Source organism: Pedobacter sp. 22226 (genome assembly GCF_052045455.1).
Lineage (GTDB): Bacteria > Bacteroidota > Bacteroidia > Sphingobacteriales > Sphingobacteriaceae > Pedobacter > Pedobacter jeongneungensis.
Genome location: NZ_JBQEPB010000001.1, coordinates 519645 through 538555, shown reverse-complemented (window position 1 = coordinate 538555; position 18911 = coordinate 519645). Strand labels below are relative to the sequence as shown.

Below are 18911 nucleotides of genomic sequence, written 5' to 3'. Positions count from 1 at the left end.
TCACTTGAAGGCAGTCTGCCAGTAGATCGAAAAAGGAAAATCTTATTACCCAATTCCATTAACAGTATTGCTTACCCAAATCAGGTCCTTAAACCTTTTCGTCCCCTCAAAATCGAAATACCGTTGTTTTAACAGTAACAACCGGTACTTCACCGGAAGATAGGCCGCCCATTTGGAAGCGGACAATGCGCCAGGGTATGCATAAATAAAATTCTCAAGGTGGAAATCAAGATCATCCGAAAATTCACCAAGCAGCTTATCAAATTCCACCGTATCCAATACATTATTATCAACCTTAAACCGGCTATGGTCATCCTTCAAACTTAGCTCAACACCACTTAAATCCCAAAGGAATAAAAGTGTTCTATTGATCCGCGATCCTGTAAATGAATAGAGGCTCAGCTCTTTTGCTTCAGTGAGTATAGGCCGCTGCAGATCAATATCAGTAATTGGAAAAACAGCAAATTCCTTCCTTAGTTTTTCGATCTCCATCGCACTGTTTTCATCCAGCACTGCATAAGACTCTTTACTAAAAAGGATCTCCATCATCTTTTCACGGATCCTGGGATGCACATCGCCTCCTTCTCCTAAAAACAGCGGTTTCCTGCCGTCGTTTGCCGGTACTACCTCTATTTTTTTTCCATCATGGTCCACAAACTTAATCTTCCAGATCTTTGCTGCCAGTAAAATATTCTCATTCTCCCTCACCTGGGGTGTTACGGGGATCTGCCCTATACCAGTACCCGAATGAACAACCTTATAATAACTTTGCGCATTGAATACGGTATAAAAGTCACGTCCGTTAACAATCTTTTCTCCCTCCACCCCGATAATCAGCTCCCTTCCAAGCTCCTCCAGAAAGTCTATCGCGATCAGGTGATCTATGATCTCCCCGATCTCTTCTACAGCGATCAGTTTAAAGGCATAATTGTCCGCCAGCTTGCTGGTCAGCTCTTTTTTCCCCAGCCCCGAATGCTCCTTTGTAACCGATAGTGCCTGGTGCAAAAGGATATCATAAGGGTAATCAATAATCTCGGGCGGTTCGATAAAACCTTCCAGGTATAAAAGCCAACCAGCGAGCGATTGCAGCAGGCTCCAGGGGTTAGTTGCATATAACAAAAGCCTGCTTTTAGCACCTTCCCTGCGCCCGCTTCTCCCAACACGCTGGATAAGCGATGCAATACTGTGCGCTGCATCCAACTGTACCACCTGATCAACCGATCCGATATCTATCCCCAGCTCAAGGGTTGAAGTGCAGGCAATCGTAAAATTCCTCCTCACCTTGCTTTTGGCAAACTCCTCCACATATTCCCTTACCTGTTTATCTACCGATGAATGGTGCGAAAAATAATTCGCATGACCACCGACCCGCTCTGATATTTTCATCAGGCTGACCGCAACCTCTTCAGCCCTTCCCCTGCTATTTGGAAAAACCAGCACCTTTGAATCCCTGCTTTCCCTATAAAGATCTTTTAACAGCTCCAGCGGCAAATTGGCTCCACTCTGTTCAAAATATTTAAAAACGGTATCCAGATCCTTTGCGGTAGGATCTTTCAACACAACAGTTTTTTCCGGCTCGCCGGTGAACTTTTTAGCCTCGTTGAAATCGCCTAGCGTAGCGGACAAACCAACTACCGAAAATTTATCTGTATTAATATCCTGTAGCCTTGATAAGAGCGATTTCAAATGGACGCCCCTATCCGAACCAATGAATGAATGGATTTCATCAATTACCACATATTTCAACTGCGAAAAAAGGTTTTTGACATCGTAGGGTTTATTTATAAACATCGCCTCCAGCGATTCGGGCGTAATCAGTACCACGCCCTGCGGATCTTTCAGTAGTTTGTTCTTCAGCGATTTATTTGCCTCCCCATGCCATTTAGTTACCAGAATTTCCATATCACTGCACAGGTCTTCCACCCTCATAAACTGGTCGTTGATGAGCGCAATGAGCGGCGATATATATAACACGGCAACACCCTGTTGATTAAAATCCACTTTTGAGAGTATCGGCAAGAAAGCCGCTTCAGTCTTGCCTGAGGCAGTCCTTGAAGCTAAAATAAAATGCCCATCACTGCCCATGATCCTTTTGATCGCTGCCGACTGGATATCACGGAAACCTTCCCAGCGTTTATCCCTGACGAATTTCCTTACCGCAGGGGACAATAGTTCGAATGCTGTCACAGCTCTTCAATCCCGTCCAAAATCAGATCATCAGGCCGTTCATCGGAAATCTGCACCTGGGAGAACAAACGGCTTTTATCCAGTCCCGGGTTCTGGCGCAGGATGTTCAAAATATTCAGGAAATCACGGATCACCTCCCTTGGGGTCAAAAACTCGTCTGCTCCAGGTTTATTGAACATTTCCTCCATAAAACTCAGGATATCTTCATCAGTTATGGGAATTTCCGATTTATAGTTGAAATAAAAGATCAGCTTAAGTTTCTTCAGCAGCACAAATATCTCGTTATTATCAAGCGGCAATAACCTGATCACCGGCTGGGCAAAATCCCTGATCCCGGCCGTCTCGAACTTATTGGTTTCCAGCCTTGTTTTCAGCGCATTATAACTGAACAGTCCCCGGCGCTCGTTCTGCAGGAACTCAAAAGTACCGGCAAAGTTGAAAAACAGGTTGGAAACCTTTCCCTGGAAACAGTCGTTGTAAATGCTTAAGATCTTTTCATAGTTTTTCTCCCGCATAGCGGCAGTGGAAATCTTGTAAAGGTTGATCGCCTCATCCAGATTGATCATAAAACCACTATAACCCATACTTACAAAAAGCCTGGTAAAGTTTTTGAGCATATCGTAATAGTTCAGGTCATTGATGATCTCACGCACCCCCAGGTCCTGTCTGGCCTCGGTCCTGGTGCTATATTCCCCCTTTAACCATTTCAGTGCATTTCTCCTGAGCATATCATCACCCGAAATATAGGCCTGATAATATTTCAGCACCACTGTTCCGAAATCAAAGCCGCCGCTATCCGAAAGCTCATTGATCGTTTTCATGATCGCATGTTGCACCAGTGGCAGATTGGCCTCCTCCCGCATCGAATGGATCGGGAGCTGGTTTTCTTCAGCAGTTTTGCCCACCACCTGCTCGATCCATTTCTCGAGCAAAGTTGGCAATGCCCCACCCTCGGGTTTGGTCTGGATCGCGATATTGTCCATAATGGCAGCATAAAGCGCAAGACCTTTTCCGTCATTGGCGTAAAGCCTGTTATCCGGCGTAAAATCTGCTTTTGCCACCACAAATTTCTGCTTTAAGGCCACCGTATTGAGCAGGTGCAGGATAAAGGATTTCCCCGAGCCGAAATCCCCGATCCAGAACTTGACCATGCTGTGCCCGTTTTTCACGTCTTCAAGGGCAGTAACAACCGCATCGATCTCCTCAGACCTTCCCACGGTGATATGCTGTATCCCGATCTTTGGAACTACCCCACCGATTAATGAATTAATGATCGCTGTAGCCTCTTTCGGCTTTAAATTTTCTATCATTTTGCTAAAATATTTTGATAATAATTTTCGTAAATCACGTAATTTTCCTCTTCCTCCTCGATCAGCACATCATCAATAAAATCATAACAGCTTTCATTGATACTGTCTATAAGCTGGTTTTTGAAAACACCCTTTTCCCTGGCCAGCTCCCCGATCTCATCCTGTGGTACCGCAAAATTATTCCTCTCAAAATGGATCAAGACTTCAGTCTGGATCTCGGAAAGCTTAAGCTCATCTGCAAAAACCTTGGTTTTTACCTCAACCGCAGAAACTAGCTGCTGCACCTGGATCGGTATATCCTCCACAATTAAAACCGGTACTATCACCGTTTCTTCTTCATCCTGCAGGTATTTCTCCAAAAGTTTTACCGTCCCCGAATGCTTTTCCTTGATTGCCTCAATCGCATCAGCATTGAGCGAGATTTTTTTGCGTTTGGGAGCCAGTACTGTTGATACCGCCGAAAGGGCCTGTACCAGATCCCTGCTTGCAATCAGGTTTTCGATTATAGCCTGAAAATCATGCAACTGTTCATCGGTTTTGAACAGCTTTTTGATATTGGTCTTGTTTAACGGCCTGTTATCGAAAGTTTCCGATAACAGATCGCAATGGATATAATGCACATATAAGGTTAAAGCCGCCTGCGGATCCACCGGGGCGATGTCCTTGGACGCCTCATAATAGATCATCTCTTTGGAAGGATTGGAACTGTTCAGTTCTGCCAGGTCGAGTACCAAATCAATATAACGCGGTGAATCTTTCTTAAAATCCTTGCTGATCTGCTCAAAAGCCTGTTTCCATCTTCCGGGGTTCTGGGCATACAACAAACGCTCAGTTTTTCGATCAGGCATATCTACCCGCGGAATCCATATCTGCAGGACCTGAGAAAGCTTATCACTTATCCGGGAACTGTATTCAGTAAGCACCTCTTCATCCCTGATATCCAGATCTGTATTGATCTTTCGGGTATGTCCGTAATGGACACGCAGTGCATTCTCGGCATGTTTGAAAATGTTATAATGGATATCGTTCAGCGAGGATAACATGGTGAGCTTATAGCTGTAATCATTAAGCCCGGTTTTATAACGGCTTCTCGTCATCAGGTCCGCTACGGTATTGAACTCTACTTCAATCGCCGTCCCCTGCTTCCTGTACTTATAGGACAGGTCTTCCAAAATGAGCACGAACAGTTTAACGATTTCTTTCCTGCAGAAAGGAATGCTGCTGAAATTATTACTGGGATACCATAACTGGTTGAGGATATGGACCTGCTGGTCATTAAGTTTTAACTGTTTTTGGTATTCATCACCCAGCCTGTCTACCGCAAAGGTACCGTTGTACCCAGGTTCGGAAAACGGGATGCGTTCACCGGCACCGGTAACATCGATTATGGATTGTTCCATGTATTTATTGATAAAGAGTCCTTAATTTAGCGTCTGGCAGCTATTGGCGTATAAAAACATCCCGCATTACCATAACTGCTAATATACCCAACTTCGATCTGTTTTTCCAAATCAGATAATCAATTATCCATGCCTAATATGCAGTTTTAAAACAGCAGCCCAAGCAGCTAACAGACCAGCTATTGATACCTGTTAATATAATCCTGCAGGCCGCCTTTCATTCCAACACCGACTGCTTCAAACTTCCACTCCCCGTTACGGCGGTAGATCCTGCCGAACTCAACCGCGGTTTCGATCGAAAAATCTTCCTCCAGTTCATACTTTAAAAGTTCCACACCGTCCTCATCCACGATACGCACAAAGGAATTCCTCACCTGTCCAAAGTTCTGCCTTCTCGCCTCAGCCTCGTGTATGGTCACCACGATGCACAACTCGCTTACCGCCTGACTTATCGTGGACAGGTCCACATTGATCGCCTCATCATCACCATCCCCTTCGCCTGTTAGGTTATCCCCGGTATGCACCACTGCACCATCGGGCGAGGTTAGGTTGTTGTAAAAGATAAAATATTCATCGCTGGGCAGCTTTTTGTTTTCGCCCAGCATAAATACCGAAGCATCCAGGTCAAAATCATTTCCGCTTGCCGAGGTATTCGTATCCCATCCCAATCCGATGGTAAACTTAGGTGCAGTTAAAACTTCCCGCTGTCCTTTCTGTAGATTAATTGCCATATTATTTAAATATCCGTATTTTAATTTATTAATCGAAAATAGTAACTGAATTGAAGCTGTTTTTATTCATTATGGTATCGATATGAAACCATCATTTATCAATCTGCAGGATCTGAAATCCGACTTCCAGATTTCGCATATTCTTGCTTAGCTCATTCAGGGAAAATTTAGCTATATTCGAGTCAAATTTGTCAATATCGTCTGCGAGCGATCTTCTAGCCTTCACATTGTCCAGTACTGCCAGCACAAAGACAGGTTTACGCACCTTAAAAAGTGATATAAAGGCAGTCCTTGTTAGCCCAGTCAATTGTGACTTTGCATTTTTAAAATAGAGGGTTTCACCTTTATTAGCCAGCAGTTTGTCATATAATTCACCTACGAATCGATGACCGTCCTTAGTGTCTTCCAATATCCTACGTGCCGAAATGAGAATCTGGCTACAGAGATCCCTCATTGAATTATTAAACCCGCTCTTAACATGGTAAAGATATATTGTTTCTTTATCCCATCTCAGGATATCACAAACTTCAATGTTCGAGGGTGTGACCTTATCAAAAACCAATGAATCGGCCTTACCAATAAATGATGAATTAAAATCATTTTCTTTTGGATAGGCAGCACTCCAGGCATGCATCTTCGGGCCAAGATATTTTCTTGACCTGATAAATTCCCTACAGGTTGTATTAATCTTATCGATCATCGTCTTACCGATCTCATACCAGTCCTTCTCGATCAGGAAATAGCTTTTGCCCTGATGGGTAACTTCTGTGCAATAATGATTTCTGAATGTATCATTAGTCAGGAATTCTCCACCTTCGTCATAAGTTGTGAGTTGGGCCGAGACCGCGATTTTATCGAAATCCTGTTGGGACAATGCAGGATCGACAGATCTGATCAGCTCTACTAAGGTCTGAACTTCGCGCACCGGTTCATCAAGTTTAAAATCATAATCTGTTTTGTAATGAAATGTGAATCTTGAATAGGTCGAGAGATAGTAGTGTTCAAAATCTCTGTGGCTGATCTCCACGCTAAAAAACTTCTTATCATCTAGAAAGTTCGCATAGATCTTTCCGTCAACGACCTTATAAAGATCCCTGACGAGCGCTGCACGGTTGCGTCCCAATTTCTCCACAGTGTTGATTTCTACAAGCGGCTTTTTTGAGAGCAACTTTTCACAACACCCGATTATCCTTAGAAGTTCTTTAAAACTAATAGATTTCTTTATCGAAAATGAATTCTTGGCAATGCACAGGCTATCAGATCTAATCTCTGCTGGTGGAAAACCAAATAAGTTGATTAGTTTATCTCTATTCACTGCGGCGTTCAGCTCATTATAAATGCTCCCAAAACTTTCATTTTCATACAGATTATAATCGTTCCTGAAGATTTTAACAGAACCAAGCACTCCTCCTGTAAGTGTACGTTCCTTTGTTGCCCTCAATGCTTTGTCCTCGGGTTTTAGTATCCTGGACAAAATTTCAATTCCCAGATCTCCTGTGGCAATATCCTGGATGACCATATGACCATACCCTCCCGTACTTGCATAATAGCAATTTCCTTTTTTGCTATACAAGAGTATTACATAGCTTTCCGTCATCACAGTATCCCGCTTAAGTATCGACTCGCCGGGGAGTGCCACAGACCTGATAAAACCCTTCCATTTAATTTCAGACGATTTCTCCCTAAAATAAAGACTGATATCATAATCAGCACTGAGATTGGCTGTTACCCTTTGCTCTTTATATTTTTTATTCTTCAGCTCTTTTGAAATAAAAGTCTTATCCACAACCTGGGAGGTATTCTTTAGAAGCTTTTTATTATAAACACTGATGGAATCCTTTAGGAGATAAAAGCTGTTCTGTATTTTGTCTGACATAGCCGTAAAATATAAATGAATGCTAGGTGCAAATCTATCCCGTGGGTTTCAAAATTTATTACGGTTTCCCCTAGCCACTCCAGGATGGTTCCTTACCGCCCTTCATCCTCATCCATTTTCCGCTCCAGCACCTCCTTCAGCTCATCCAGGAACTTCGTCCGGCTCAGCCGTTTCCTCGAGCGGATCGAGGCCATCCGTCTCGCGGGCACCCCTATACTTACCGCAAACTTCTCCTCCATCCACCTGAACACCTGCGCTATAGCGGCCTGCCCGTTATTCAGCTGCCCGCTCAGCGCCAGCGCATAACCCAGCTCGGCCAGGTTCACACTATCCCCTGTCCACTTCAGCTCCACCGACTCCGCCCCCGGAAGATATGCCACCGCCGGGTTCCGCTCCAGGTAATCCAGTCTTTCCATCAACCAGTCCTTCACCATCCCATAAGCCTTGAACTTGGAAAACAGGTAATCGGCAGGTGTCGAAAAAGACCGGTCCCTTTCCAGCCCCTCAGGGAAAAGCAATCCCGCCCCTTCACTTTCCCTCAAAAAATAACGTTCATCAAGCTCGGTCGCCCCGATCCTGAAATACTCAAATACAAAGGGATGCGATAAAAAGAAGCGCTCCACATACGCGATCTCACCCAGCAGAAACAACCGCTGCGCTTCCGCATCCCGCACCGGCATATTCCTTTCCAGCGTATACCGCTCCACCGCAAAGATCTGCTGGCTGAAAAAGTCCGTTTTGATGTGTTTAAAAAAATTGATCTCCTCTTCAACTGATGGAAAGCCCTGCTCCAGCACGATCTGCCGGAGCCTGTTAATGGCTGTCTTCACCGCCTTTAACGAACTGCCCATCTTCTGAAGCGGGTTATTGGTTGAATGGTCCAGTCCCTGCAGCTCATCCAGCAGAGTGGCCAAACTGCGTTTTGAAAATTCTCTTATCATGGCTGATAGTATTTAGGTGATCGTTTTTTTACTTCCGCAAACCTATACCCGAAACATCACCCGAAAAAAATTTGGCCCATATTGGACCATACCGGACCAGATTGGGCTTAAAAGAACCCTTATCAGCGCAGGAAGATTCTGATATTGCCGCTTCCGGGCAGGCTAAAACCCTTTTTCAGCTTTGGATAATAACAGTGCTTCAAAGCCTTCCCCTTCTTCTGCTCTCCCGGTATTCCCCCAACAGCTGGCTTTTAAAGAACCTGTCGCCTCCGGGCAGTTTCCTCGGCCTGAGCACCCCTTCCCTGACCTTCCTTTTGTAAGTGCTTTCACTGATCCCAAGATAGTCCTTGACCTGCTGCCGGCTCATCGGCGGATCTTCATCATAAAGCGGACTCCCATGGGGACTGTTATGGTGTACCAGCACCAATAGCTGATATATTTTGGACAGAACGTCCAAAAGTGCATCGATCTTGTTCATGTATCATAGGTTTTGAATGTGAACACTCCGGTCCTGGAAGTCACCGTCTGCAGAACATCCATCAGCATAGAACCCCTGCAATACCTTACAAACCGGACCATTATCAGGCCAAAGAAAACATTATTCCTTCCCGCTGTCAAGTGGCTGTCCGGTGGCGCAGGGCGGCAACCATGGCCCTTTTTGCCGCCCCGAGATCATAACAGGCAGACAGGCAACCAGTTTTCACATCAGTGGAAAGCAGTTTCACCATATCTATCCATTGTCTTACCACGGTAACCGTCCAAAATATCGCATAATTACCTATTTTACACTGATCCACAAGGAAACATCATGTCCCACAAACTACCTTTGCTCAGGCAGACGATCGAAAGCTTCTTATCCGGTACCCACTCCGCAAACGGTAGAGCGGATATGGAAGCAGAAGTGCAGCAGCAATGCGGGGAGATCCTTGCAGCCCTGCTTGAGCAGGTCCCTTTAATACCGGTCAAGCAGGGCCGGATGTGTATCCGGCAGCACCAGCACTTCCTCGGCCTGATGTCAGATCAGCTGGACAAAGCTGAAAAGGGGGCAATAGCAGACGGCATCCAGCATACATTGAACAGGCTGATCGATGACCTAAAGCTTTATTTCCCTTCCCTGTTCGACTACAGCGCCAGCATTACCCGCCCGGCATTTGAATTTTACCGCCCGGTCTTAAGCCAATTGATCGCGGCAGCAACAGACCTGCTTACCGCCAACGGTACAGAACCGGAAATAACGGAAATGCTCAGCTCACTTTCCACCCAGCTTTTGGATGGGCGCCCCAGGGTGAGCTATGGGCAGGCAAAATATCTCACGGATTTTTTCACCGCACTCGAAGGCATCATCAACGGTGATACGCAGCACACGGGAACTTCGGACATACTCTTTACCATGGTATCCCTTGGATTCAACCACCCTTATTTTTACCATTTCTGCTGTGGTTATTTTAACGGTGAACTCGAAAAATGCGAAAATATAGCGGACCGTTACAGCATGCTGAATTTCATGGACAAAACACTCCTGCAGCTGCCGGAACGGTCAGAAAAAAGCTTTAACCAAAAACTTCCCCCGATCAGGGAATCACTTTCCAGGTATATACAGGCTGAACTCGGTTACCTTAAAACACTGGAATCAACCGCCACCGACCTCCAGGGCGAAGGCTTTCAGCAAGGAAGTTTCAGGGTCGGCTTTACCGTGAGGCAGCTCGCGCTGTTTGTCCGCCTGCAGGTGGAATCGGAGATTATCATCGCCCAGAGCCCCAAGGCATTGCACCGCTATGTCACCAGACATTACAGTACGGTGGAAAAAGAGAACATATCCGAGAAAAGCTTCAAAAATGCCTATTATTCCGCAATGGGCAATGACGTGGAAAAGGTCATCGACAGGATCGCTGCCATGCTGGCCATCGCGCAGGAGAAATATTAACCCAGCAGGTGCAGCAAGCCCTTGCGCCCGAGAAACCCCACAAATTCATAATACCAGTGTTCAGAATAATCTTCGAGTTCATGAAGGCCCCTTTGGTCTGCAGCCAGTATGTCCTGCAGGGTAAAAAACCCCATCAGCTTGCTCCTGAGCTTAAATTGCTCCGAGAGGGGAAGTTCTGCTATGGGCAGGTTGAGCAGGAAGAGGTTTGATTGCGGTGAACGGTCCATAAAAAAGCGCGGGCTGACCCGATATCCGCTTTAGGGGCACCGCGAAGAGCCCAGACACAAGATAAACAGGCACCCACGCATAGCGTAGGCAACCATCTATTTTTTCCTGTGTCTTTCGAAAGTTCGCGGTTTTCTAAAACAGTAAAATAGCTATTGCTACAATATCATATATTAAATTACTTTTATTTCATGCCCCAAAGATAACAGATTCCATGCTTTTATCCCTCCGCCATCAAAAAAATAATAAGGTTGCCACGGGTTGCCGCTTGCGCAACTTGACAGGGGCCCAAAACACGGTTTCTTTGTGGAAAAACCAAAACCATGGACACTAAATCTTATCTGGCCGCACTGGAAGGTATCCAAAAACTGCCGGCCGGCCTTGGAGCCTACCTCTCGCGGAGCCTAAGGGAATACCATTTTAAAAGAAGGCAGGCCATCAGCGCTTCCTCCCCGGAAGCACTTTTCCTGGCCAATATGCAAAGCGGATGCGCCAGGCTTTATGCACTCGACAGGGAGACCCAAAACCAGCATACCCTGGAATTTTTCCTGCCGGGCGACTTTCTTCCCCTGCCGACCGGAACCCCGCTCCATGCTGAAGAGCAGCTCTTCATCGAATTCCTCGAGGACAGCCTCATCCTGGGTATTACCGAAAAACATTTCACCTACCTTCCCAGGCTTTTCAGTTCCTGTACCCTGCTCTACCAAAAGATCACAATTACCCACCTGCTCGCCCAGATCAGGCGCGGCATCTCCATACAGGAGACAACCTCGCGCCAGAGGTTTGAGCGGCTTGCCCGCGACCGCCCCGGACTGTTCAACTTAGCTCCGGTAAAAGACCTGGCCTCCTATCTGGGCATGCACCCCAATACCCTGAGTTCTTTCAGGGGAAAAACATAAACATGCACTCTGCCCGTACCCATCCGATTCCCCTTTTCGCTTAGATTCCAAAAAAACAACCAGCAGGATTTTCTAAGCTCCATATTACCCGCACGCCGGGCCAGCTACCGAGATTTACCCAAAAAACGGATACCGATGAACTTACCCGCCGCTAAACAGTTATTGCTGAAGACCATATGCGCCCTGCTCATACTGTTATGGGTATATACCTCGCTTTCCAAGTTATCCGAGCTGCATGAATTCCGTGCACAGCTCAATAACCAGATCAGCGGAAAAAAACTGGCGCCATACCTGATCTGGTTTTTACCGGGCATTGAACTGCTTGCCGCGGGTATGCTCCTTCTGAAGGAACTACAGAAACCGGGACTTATCCTCTCGGCCGCACTGATGGCCGCTTTCACCACCTATGTGGCACTGGTTGTCCTGGATGTTTTTGACCGCATCCCCTGCTCATGCGGCGGTGTTCTTAAAAACCTGGGATGGAATGCCCATCTGGTATTCAACCTATTTTTCCTTCTGCTATCCCTGTGGGGTATATACATCACCAGAAACAAGGGAATGGGGGAACAGGCACAGTAAACAACAGACCGGGGAAAATGGCCGCCCCACCGCAATATGAACCATGCTCCTTATGCAGGCCAAAGGAAAGCACCGGAGCACACAGCCAAAAAAGGCTTTAATTACTTAAACTTTAAAAAACATGAAAAAAATCTTCAACCGTATCCATTTCGGCGCTGTAGCAGTGCTGATCGGAGCAACTTTGGTCATGACGCAGAGCGCGTTCAAACCTGCACAATCCGGCCGCCTGCATGAGCAGTTCGGCAGACTGGGAAATTCCTGGGTGAAATTATCGGATTACGATCCCGAACAGTATGAAATCGAATGCAACCAGGTGGTGGATCCTCCTTACTGTACGGCCTATTTCGATACCGCAACTAACCCGAACCCATCGCCCAGCGACACCCCGTTGAGCACAGAGCCGATCGTGTATGGTGAACTGACCATCACACCTATCCAGTAAAATGATAAGGGGCGCAGCAAAAGCTGTGTCCCTTATTTTATCCCTGCAAAACATCCTAATTCTGCGTCATCCCCGAACGCAGGATCTCTTCCTGGGGAATCGGGTAAACGTACCTTTCATCACCCGGTGGCAACTCATAAACCGTACCGCCCGAGCTCCTGCTCAAGGTAACCCTGAACCGCCCGTCCTGGTTCAGCCTGCGTAGGTCGGCCATCCGCTGCCCGCGGAAAGGCAGTTCCTTTCTGCGCTCCTCCAGTACCAGTTTTAACGGATCGCCTGTCCCTGCCATTGTGTACGGCACAAAGCTCCCGGTCCGGTAACGGTTTACCAGCAGTGTATTCAGATCGGCAAGCCCTTCATCCATCCTTCCCAACCTGATCTGCGCCTCTGAGCGGATGAGATAGACTTCATCATTGGCAATACAGCCAGAAAGCCTGCTCACATTATTATAGTTTCCCTTGAAGTTTTTACCCGTGGCATTAAAGAACACCACCTTGCGCAGGTCATTGCCCGAATAAAGCGCATACAGCAAAGGCTCCACATTCACCGAGGATGCCATAAAGCCCATGAAGGAATAGGATATCTGCGCAGTATGGAAGAGTACCTCTTCATTCCCCCTTGGCAGCACCGCCGGAAAGGGCCTTGCCGCCGCACTGTTCAGGCTGTTGTAATTGATCAGGTTACCATAAAGTTTTAGCGAGCGGTCTGCATATTCAAATGCCGCACCGTAATCCTGCATGACCAGACTGATCCTGGCCATAAGGGCCAGCGCAGCAGCTTTGTTTGGCCTGCTTTTATAATCCGCTTTTTCGGGCAGCAGCGTGACCGCCTGCCCCAGGTCAGAGAGCATAAAACGGTAGGTCTCCGCAAGGCTGCCCCTCACCGGATTCTGGTTGACATCGGCCTGTTCCCTCACCGGCAATCCCATGTCACTGTCCGCAGTAGCGGGAACATAAGGACGGGTAAACATCTGGCAGAGGTAGTAATAGGCAATTGCCCTAAAAAAAAGAGCAGCCCCCTTGATATTCCCCAATCCCTGCACCTGGTCATCCGGTTTTGAACGGATCGCATCAAGCACGATATTGGCATAAAATACCTGCTGCCATCCACCCCTCCATTCTGCATTGGCAGGTGAACTAAAGACCTCTTTTTTCCACAGGTAGGCATTTCTTTCATCGGTCGTACCCAGTGAGGCCAGCGCAGCATCACTGAGCAGGAAATCATCACTGGCCAGCTGGGGCAGACCGGGAGAACTGTTCATGATATCCGAATTATCCAGCAGGGCCTGCATATCGGCAGCCGTAGTGGGGACTGTAAGCGATTTACTGGGCTTTTCATCAAGGTACCCCTTTTTGCAGGCAGAAACCATGCAGCCCAGTAATGCGGTACAACAAAGGATATTTAAAATATATTTTTTCATAACTAACATGCTTATAAATTGATTTTTAAACCTGCAGCGAGCGAAACCGGCTGGGGAATCCCCTGGTAATCCGGATCGATCCCCATTTTATTTGCCCTCCAGATAATGCCAAGGTTGGAAGCATAAAGGTAAACCTGCGCCGAACGCATAAACTTTAGCCGCTTTCCGTTAAGGTCATAGGAGAGCCTGATGTCCTGCAAACGGATATGATCACCCCTTTCCACCAGCGCATCACTTAGCAGGTACATATTATCACGGTTGGTATTTGCCGCCTCCGGCATCTTTGGCACCTGCGTAAACGCTTCGTCCCCGGGCCGTTGCCACCTCAGCGCAAAATCACTGTCCCCTCCCAGCCCCGAAAGCACACTGGTATAACTGATGGAACTGCGTTTGAAATAATAACCCAAACGATAGGAAATATTGGCCGAAAGGCCAAAGTCCCCGAACCTGAAGGTATTCATCAGTGACCCGAAGACAACCGGTTTTGCAGAACCGCTGTATATGATATTCCCCAGGTTCGACGCCGCAAATATGGCCGGGTAATCCCTGCTGGGCACCCCGTTCAGGTAACCCTGCGGTTCCCCATTTGCATCCAGCCCCGCGTAAGGGTAGGAATATACACCGTACAATGGGAAACCTTCCCTTGGAAGCGTACCGGCATCACCCAGCTGCGCATAATTGCCCGCCGTCGACTGGCTGCCCGGAAAGAATCTGGTCACCTTTTCTTGCGTATAGCTGATCCAGAATGCGCTGTTCCATTTCAGCCTGCCTTCCAGGTTCACACTGTTCAGGTTAAAATCAATTCCCCTCACCCTGGTATTGGCCATATTGCCCCTGAAAGTGATGATGCCTGTCGAGGGGGCAAAGGGCATATCGGTGATCAGGTCAAGACCCGTTTTCTGGTAAAGCTCGAATGTTCCCGAAATCCTGTTCCCCTTTGATCCAAAGTCCAGTCCCAGGTTAATGATCTTTACCCGCTCCCAGCGGAGCTCAGGGTTCGGAGGGTTCAGCACGGTGGCATAGGGCAGCCTGGTCAGCGTACCCTGCCCGCTGAAATAACGGGCGGTGGTGAGTGCAGAAAGGTTTTTGTCAATGTTCCCGTTATAACCGAAACTCAGGCGCAGGCGCATTACCGGCAGGACATCAAGCCCGTAAAATTCCTCCTTTGCCAGGTTCCACATCAGCCCCGCGGACCATAGCGGCACCCCTTTAAGATTGGTACTTACCCCGAACAGGTTGCTCCTGTCCAGCCTTACACTTCCCGAAACGGTATACCTGCCCTTATAGGATAACGATCCGTTGCCATAATAGGAAAGAAAACGGTCGGCAGAACCGCTCAGCGCATCGGATGAAGGGATTACCGCCGTCACCGCCGGATAATAGGCCTGCGGGTAGGATCCGGCATAATCCACCACGGCGCTTGTCGCATTGAGCGGATTGTATCCATAAAAACGGTTGGCCGACGAGCTTCCCTCCAGGTCACGCCATTCATATCCTGCAAGCGCATTAAGCTCAAAATCAGCATATGAAGCCGTATAATTGAGCTGACCCCTAAAATTAAAGGTACGCACACTGCTTAATGATTTATCCATCACCCCGCCCAATGGAACAGGATAAACGGTAGCATTGCCCGCGCTGACCTGCGAAAAGCGGTTGACCAGGTTCCTTGCAAAATAACTGTCCTGGTCATAAAGATCAGTGCCCTGGCTGCCGAGTTTGCCGTACTGAAAACCTGCTTCCGCCTCCAATCCCTTTACCAGCCTGTAACGCAGCGTAGAATTCAACCTGTAATCCAAAGATTCAAGCGAATTGTCCCGATGCCCGATATCTTCCACCGGCTTATAGGTCCAGTCCAGGTAACCGCTCCCCGCCAGACCATCGATATAACCCTGCCTGTAATCCTTGACCACGGCAAGGGGATTCCCGTTATCATCCACCAGACGCGCGTAAGGGTACAAAAGCTGTCCTGCGGACATCCGTAGCGCATTGAAACCCGCATTTGGCCTTTTGGAAAGCGATCGGCTCAGCATCAGGTTAACGGCCAGGCTTAGCCTGTCGGAAAGAAAGCTGAAACGGTCCGAAAAATTTAGGGTCATCCGCTGATAGCTGTTAAGCTTATCGGAAAGCCTATTATCATCCAGACCTGCCGAGAAATAATAACTGCTCCGGTCAGAAGAGCCGGACAGGTTCGCTGCATACTGCCTCGACAAAGCCCCGTTACCCATATGCTCCATATACTCCTTTCTCACATCATAATTCCCAAGGGCCGTAATGCGTGCATCAGCATCACCGGAACTGATCTTTCCATCACGCGCCGAGATCAGTAGTTCCACCACCGGGCTTAGCGGCGCCTTCACGACCGAAGCTTCCGTACCCGAATAAAACCCTCGGGCAAAAAGTGTCCTCTCCACCGAAATAAAGTCCTGCGGCGACATCGAACGGTTTTTCATCAGGTCGGGCTGGCCGGAAAAAATAAAATTCACGGTCCCTGCCACCTGCAGGGGCTGCCCCTTTTTCGCCCGCTTCGAGGTCAGTACGATTACCCCGTTTGCCGAACTCGCGCCCCAGATCGAGGCGGCGGCGGCATCCTTCAGCACCGTCACACTCTCGATATCACTGGGGTTGATATTGGCAATATCCCCGTCATAGGGAAAATTATCCAGTACGATCAGCGGCTGGGTATTGGCATACAGAGTACTCTGTCCCCGGATACCGATGGATACCTGGTCTGCTGCCACTCCCCTTGTCCGGTTGAACACAAGACCCGGAACCACATCCCGCAGCCTGTCTGTGATATTGGTGCTCACCGAACGCTCCAGTAACCTGTTATCTACCTGCACGAAAGAGCCTGTAGCCCTCTCCCTTGGCAGTTTTCCATATCCGGTATTCACCGTCACCTCCTCCAGCCTGTTCGACATTGGCACCAGTCTTACGATGAACATCCCCTTCCCAAAAGGAAGGCGGACCCTTTCCCTAAAAACGGCATAACCCAAAAATCTGACCTCAATCAAAACCTCCCTTACGCCAGAGCCAATGGCCCCTGCAGTAAACATAAATGTACCATCCTCCCCGCTCCTGACCTTAACATTCCCGATGGAAACCGTAGCATCCTTGATGGGAAGACCTGTCTCGGAAGAGACCACCTTACCACTGAACTGTGCAAAAAGTTTTCCTGTGCCCAGCACAAAAAAAACAACCATAAAAAAAACATAACGCCTCATCACTTCACCTATCTAGCCCCAACCGAAGACCTACCCGCTATTTTTTTTGCATCCCTGAACACCAGCATCAGCGTTTTAAAAGGTTTGTCCACCAGTTTCAGGTTATATTTTTCCAATGCGGCATTAACCTCCTTTACACTTGCCATATTACATTCCAGCTCCAGGTCAATGGGAAAACCAATCCCCGAACCATCCACCACCGGATAAGGGTTCCCCTGCATATAAAGCACATCAAGCCTTCCCGTAAATGAACTGATCCACATATTCTTAAAGGAAGCCCCCAGTCCATTGATATCAACCCCCGATATTCCTCCCTTTGAACGCAGCACCGAATTATCCCCCGTACTCACCAGTACCGTGCACATCGTTTCCATCCGCACCGTATCGGCCTCCACATCAGGGAACAGCTCTTCCAGGTCTCTTCTCATATAACTGCGCAGTTCCCTCTCCCTTCCCTCGGGCAGGATGAGTTCATAACAGTACATGTTCTCCCGCATCCAGTCTTTTGCAGCATCCTTTCCCTTATTGAACCTCACCTTCCCCGGATCCTTCATATCAAAAACCATCCGGTGTTTGGCAATCAGCATTTTCTCACTGAACACCGCAGCATACATTTCCTGCACCCCTAAATTGATCACCGAGGCTTTCCGCAGCAAGGGATCAATCTGGTAGCTCATCGGTAAACCATCACCCCAGCCACTCAGTATGCTGTGGAATATAAGGCGCTGCGCATTACCGCCGTTCCCATCAAAAAACAGTGGTTTCTTCCGGTCATAACGCACGGCAAGATCATTCTTCTGTACTGTCCCACTCCCAATCACCCCGCTGACCATCTGCTCGATCCTTTCTGCATTCACCTCTTCGTGCGAGGTGATCGCGGCCACCTTCCCGTCAGCCCCTATCCACACATAATGCGGCAGCAGCCGGTGCGGAAAAGCTTTTGCAAGCACCACATCCGAAGTGGCATAAGGGATCAGCCCCTTGCCCCTGCGTTTCAACCGCTCAAAAAACGGCCCTACCACGTTATCCCCCTCCCTGGTCACCGAGATAAACTGCACCTTTCCGGCAAAGCGCCGCTGCAAACTGTCCATTACCGGCATCATGCCCACGCAGGGCGCACACCATGTTGCCCAGAAATCCAGGATCACCAGTTTGCCTTTGAGTGAAGAAAGATGCAGCGAGGAAACTTTCCTCCCATCCCCATCCTTATAATTATGCAGGTTAAACACTTCTAGGTCGGGCACCTGCTGACCCACCCTGATCCCCGATGCCGTAAGGTCTACAGCCTCCCCTTTTTTCGACTGCGGAAAAACAGGCATTACGGCAAAAGGACTGTAAAGAAACGCCCAACAGAGAAAAAAGAGCGATAAATATCTATCATTGACTTTCATAATATGGTTATATTGGTTTGGTTAAATTGATTGATAAGGCAGTGACCGCCCCGAAAATAACGTTCCGCAGCGGTCCCGCCATTTGCTGCCCTGCCCTTCGCGGAAGGCACGGGCAGCAGGAAGCCCTGACCGGAAAATCCGGACATCACACTCCCCTTACGGCAAAGCCGTTTATTTTTTAAAGATGAAATCAGGAAAAAAATCTAATAGCCTAAGGCAAAAACCCAAACGCAAAAGCACAAAAGCCAAAAGAAAAACTAAGAAAAAAAGAAGAAATAAACAGGGCAGGCTACATTATCAAAGAACCTGTAAGAATCATTAACCATTAGGTCCTACCTGCCCTGCCTCCATCAAACAGGGTTCTT

Annotated in this window: 15 protein-coding genes; 4 read left to right on the top strand and 11 right to left on the bottom strand. The window is 47.9% G+C overall.

The annotated features are described in order from the left end of the window. Positions 1-45: 45 nt before the first annotated feature. The 7 genes from ACTJKC_RS02270 to ACTJKC_RS02240 all read right to left on the bottom strand — a co-directional run bounded on the left by ACTJKC_RS02270 (position 46) and on the right by ACTJKC_RS02240 (position 8923). Entirely contained in the window at positions 46-2187 is a 2142-nt protein-coding gene (locus tag ACTJKC_RS02270) for a DEAD/DEAH box helicase (protein ID WP_440789893.1), read from the bottom strand. Continuing rightward, complete coding sequence (locus ACTJKC_RS02265; protein WP_440789892.1) at positions 2184-3497, bottom strand: ATP-binding protein; 1314 nt, start codon at positions 3495-3497, stop codon at positions 2184-2186. Before ACTJKC_RS02265 ends, ACTJKC_RS02270 begins: the two co-directional genes overlap by 4 nt. Further along, positions 3494-4897: a tellurite resistance TerB C-terminal domain-containing protein gene (locus tag ACTJKC_RS02260; protein WP_440789890.1), complete on the bottom strand. Its 1404-nt coding sequence runs from the start codon at positions 4895-4897 to the stop codon at positions 3494-3496. Before ACTJKC_RS02260 ends, ACTJKC_RS02265 begins: the two co-directional genes overlap by 4 nt. A 179-nt stretch (positions 4898-5076) precedes the next feature. Then, entirely contained in the window at positions 5077-5628 is a 552-nt protein-coding gene (locus ACTJKC_RS02255; RefSeq protein WP_440789888.1) for a TerD family protein, read from the bottom strand. Positions 5629-5719: 91 nt separating this feature from the next. Next, a complete protein-coding gene (locus ACTJKC_RS02250; protein WP_440789886.1) occupies positions 5720-7504 on the bottom strand; it encodes a DUF6119 family protein in 1785 nt (594 codons plus the stop codon). A 92-nt stretch (positions 7505-7596) separates the two neighbouring features. Further along, positions 7597-8445, bottom strand: coding sequence for an RteC domain-containing protein (locus ACTJKC_RS02245; RefSeq protein ID WP_440789884.1), 849 nt, complete (start codon positions 8443-8445; stop codon positions 7597-7599). A 199-nt stretch (positions 8446-8644) separates the two neighbouring features. Continuing rightward, positions 8645-8923 (bottom strand): helix-turn-helix transcriptional regulator, encoded by a 279-nt coding sequence (locus ACTJKC_RS02240; RefSeq protein WP_440789882.1) that lies wholly within the window; start codon positions 8921-8923, stop codon positions 8645-8647. 411 nt (positions 8924-9334) lie between these two features. On the opposite strand from ACTJKC_RS02240, the gene ACTJKC_RS02235 reads away from it, so the two are divergent. Then, positions 9335-10369, top strand: a complete 1035-nt coding sequence (locus ACTJKC_RS02235) for a hypothetical protein (protein ID WP_440789880.1) — start codon at positions 9335-9337, stop codon at positions 10367-10369. Here ACTJKC_RS02235 and ACTJKC_RS02230 read toward each other — a convergent pair. Continuing rightward, positions 10366-10596, bottom strand: a complete 231-nt coding sequence (locus ACTJKC_RS02230; protein WP_440789878.1) for a hypothetical protein — start codon at positions 10594-10596, stop codon at positions 10366-10368. The genes ACTJKC_RS02235 and ACTJKC_RS02230 overlap by 4 nt on opposite strands. A 321-nt stretch (positions 10597-10917) precedes the next feature. Here ACTJKC_RS02230 and ACTJKC_RS02225 point away from each other — a divergent pair, with 321 nt between their 5' ends. The 3 genes from ACTJKC_RS02225 (at position 10918) to ACTJKC_RS02215 (ending at position 12514) form a co-directional block, all read left to right on the top strand. Beyond that, positions 10918-11493, top strand: coding sequence for a Crp/Fnr family transcriptional regulator (locus tag ACTJKC_RS02225; RefSeq protein ID WP_440789876.1), 576 nt, complete (start codon positions 10918-10920; stop codon positions 11491-11493). A gap of 135 nt (positions 11494-11628) precedes the next feature. Then, a complete protein-coding gene (locus ACTJKC_RS02220; protein WP_440789874.1) occupies positions 11629-12072 on the top strand; it encodes a MauE/DoxX family redox-associated membrane protein in 444 nt (147 codons plus the stop codon). A 121-nt stretch (positions 12073-12193) separates the two neighbouring features. Beyond that, positions 12194-12514: a hypothetical protein gene (locus ACTJKC_RS02215; RefSeq protein WP_440789872.1), complete on the top strand. Its 321-nt coding sequence runs from the start codon at positions 12194-12196 to the stop codon at positions 12512-12514. Positions 12515-12569: 55 nt separating this feature from the next. On the opposite strand, the gene ACTJKC_RS02210 is transcribed toward ACTJKC_RS02215, so the two are convergent. The 3 genes from ACTJKC_RS02210 to ACTJKC_RS02200 are packed head-to-tail and all read right to left on the bottom strand — an operon-like array spanning position 12570 to position 18546. Beyond that, positions 12570-13943, bottom strand: a complete 1374-nt coding sequence (locus ACTJKC_RS02210) for a RagB/SusD family nutrient uptake outer membrane protein (protein WP_440789870.1) — start codon at positions 13941-13943, stop codon at positions 12570-12572. Positions 13944-13945: 2 nt separating this feature from the next. Further along, positions 13946-17134: a SusC/RagA family TonB-linked outer membrane protein gene (locus ACTJKC_RS02205; RefSeq protein ID WP_440790292.1), complete on the bottom strand. Its 3189-nt coding sequence runs from the start codon at positions 17132-17134 to the stop codon at positions 13946-13948. 29 nt (positions 17135-17163) lie between these two features. Beyond that, positions 17164-18546 carry a TlpA family protein disulfide reductase gene (locus ACTJKC_RS02200; RefSeq protein WP_440789868.1) on the bottom strand — a complete coding sequence of 461 codons (1383 nt, stop codon included), beginning with the start codon at positions 18544-18546 and terminating at the stop codon, positions 17164-17166. Between the last annotated feature and the right edge of the window lie 365 nt (positions 18547-18911).

Excerpts from the sequence above, each read along its gene's own strand:
- ACTJKC_RS02265 (WP_440789892.1), bottom strand. The coding sequence starts at position 3,497 with ATGATAGAAAATTTAAAGCCGAAAGAGGCTACAGCGATCATTAATTCA.
- ACTJKC_RS02260 (WP_440789890.1), bottom strand. The coding sequence starts at position 4,897 with ATGGAACAATCCATAATCGATGTTACCGGTGCCGGTGAACGCATCCCG.
- ACTJKC_RS02255 (WP_440789888.1), bottom strand. The coding sequence starts at position 5,628 with ATGGCAATTAATCTACAGAAAGGACAGCGGGAAGTTTTAACTGCACCT.
- ACTJKC_RS02250 (WP_440789886.1), bottom strand. The coding sequence starts at position 7,504 with ATGTCAGACAAAATACAGAACAGCTTTTATCTCCTAAAGGATTCCATC.
- ACTJKC_RS02245 (WP_440789884.1), bottom strand. The coding sequence starts at position 8,445 with ATGATAAGAGAATTTTCAAAACGCAGTTTGGCCACTCTGCTGGATGAG.
- ACTJKC_RS02240 (WP_440789882.1), bottom strand. The coding sequence starts at position 8,923 with ATGAACAAGATCGATGCACTTTTGGACGTTCTGTCCAAAATATATCAG.
- ACTJKC_RS02235 (WP_440789880.1), top strand. The coding sequence starts at position 9,335 with ATGGAAGCAGAAGTGCAGCAGCAATGCGGGGAGATCCTTGCAGCCCTG.
- ACTJKC_RS02230 (WP_440789878.1), bottom strand. The coding sequence starts at position 10,596 with ATGGACCGTTCACCGCAATCAAACCTCTTCCTGCTCAACCTGCCCATA.
- ACTJKC_RS02225 (WP_440789876.1), top strand. The coding sequence starts at position 10,918 with ATGGACACTAAATCTTATCTGGCCGCACTGGAAGGTATCCAAAAACTG.
- ACTJKC_RS02220 (WP_440789874.1), top strand. The coding sequence starts at position 11,629 with ATGAACTTACCCGCCGCTAAACAGTTATTGCTGAAGACCATATGCGCC.
- ACTJKC_RS02215 (WP_440789872.1), top strand. The coding sequence starts at position 12,194 with ATGAAAAAAATCTTCAACCGTATCCATTTCGGCGCTGTAGCAGTGCTG.
- ACTJKC_RS02210 (WP_440789870.1), bottom strand. The coding sequence starts at position 13,943 with ATGTTAGTTATGAAAAAATATATTTTAAATATCCTTTGTTGTACCGCA.
- ACTJKC_RS02205 (WP_440790292.1), bottom strand. The coding sequence starts at position 17,134 with ATGGTTGTTTTTTTTGTGCTGGGCACAGGAAAACTTTTTGCACAGTTC.
- ACTJKC_RS02200 (WP_440789868.1), bottom strand. The coding sequence starts at position 18,546 with ATGAAAGTCAATGATAGATATTTATCGCTCTTTTTTCTCTGTTGGGCG.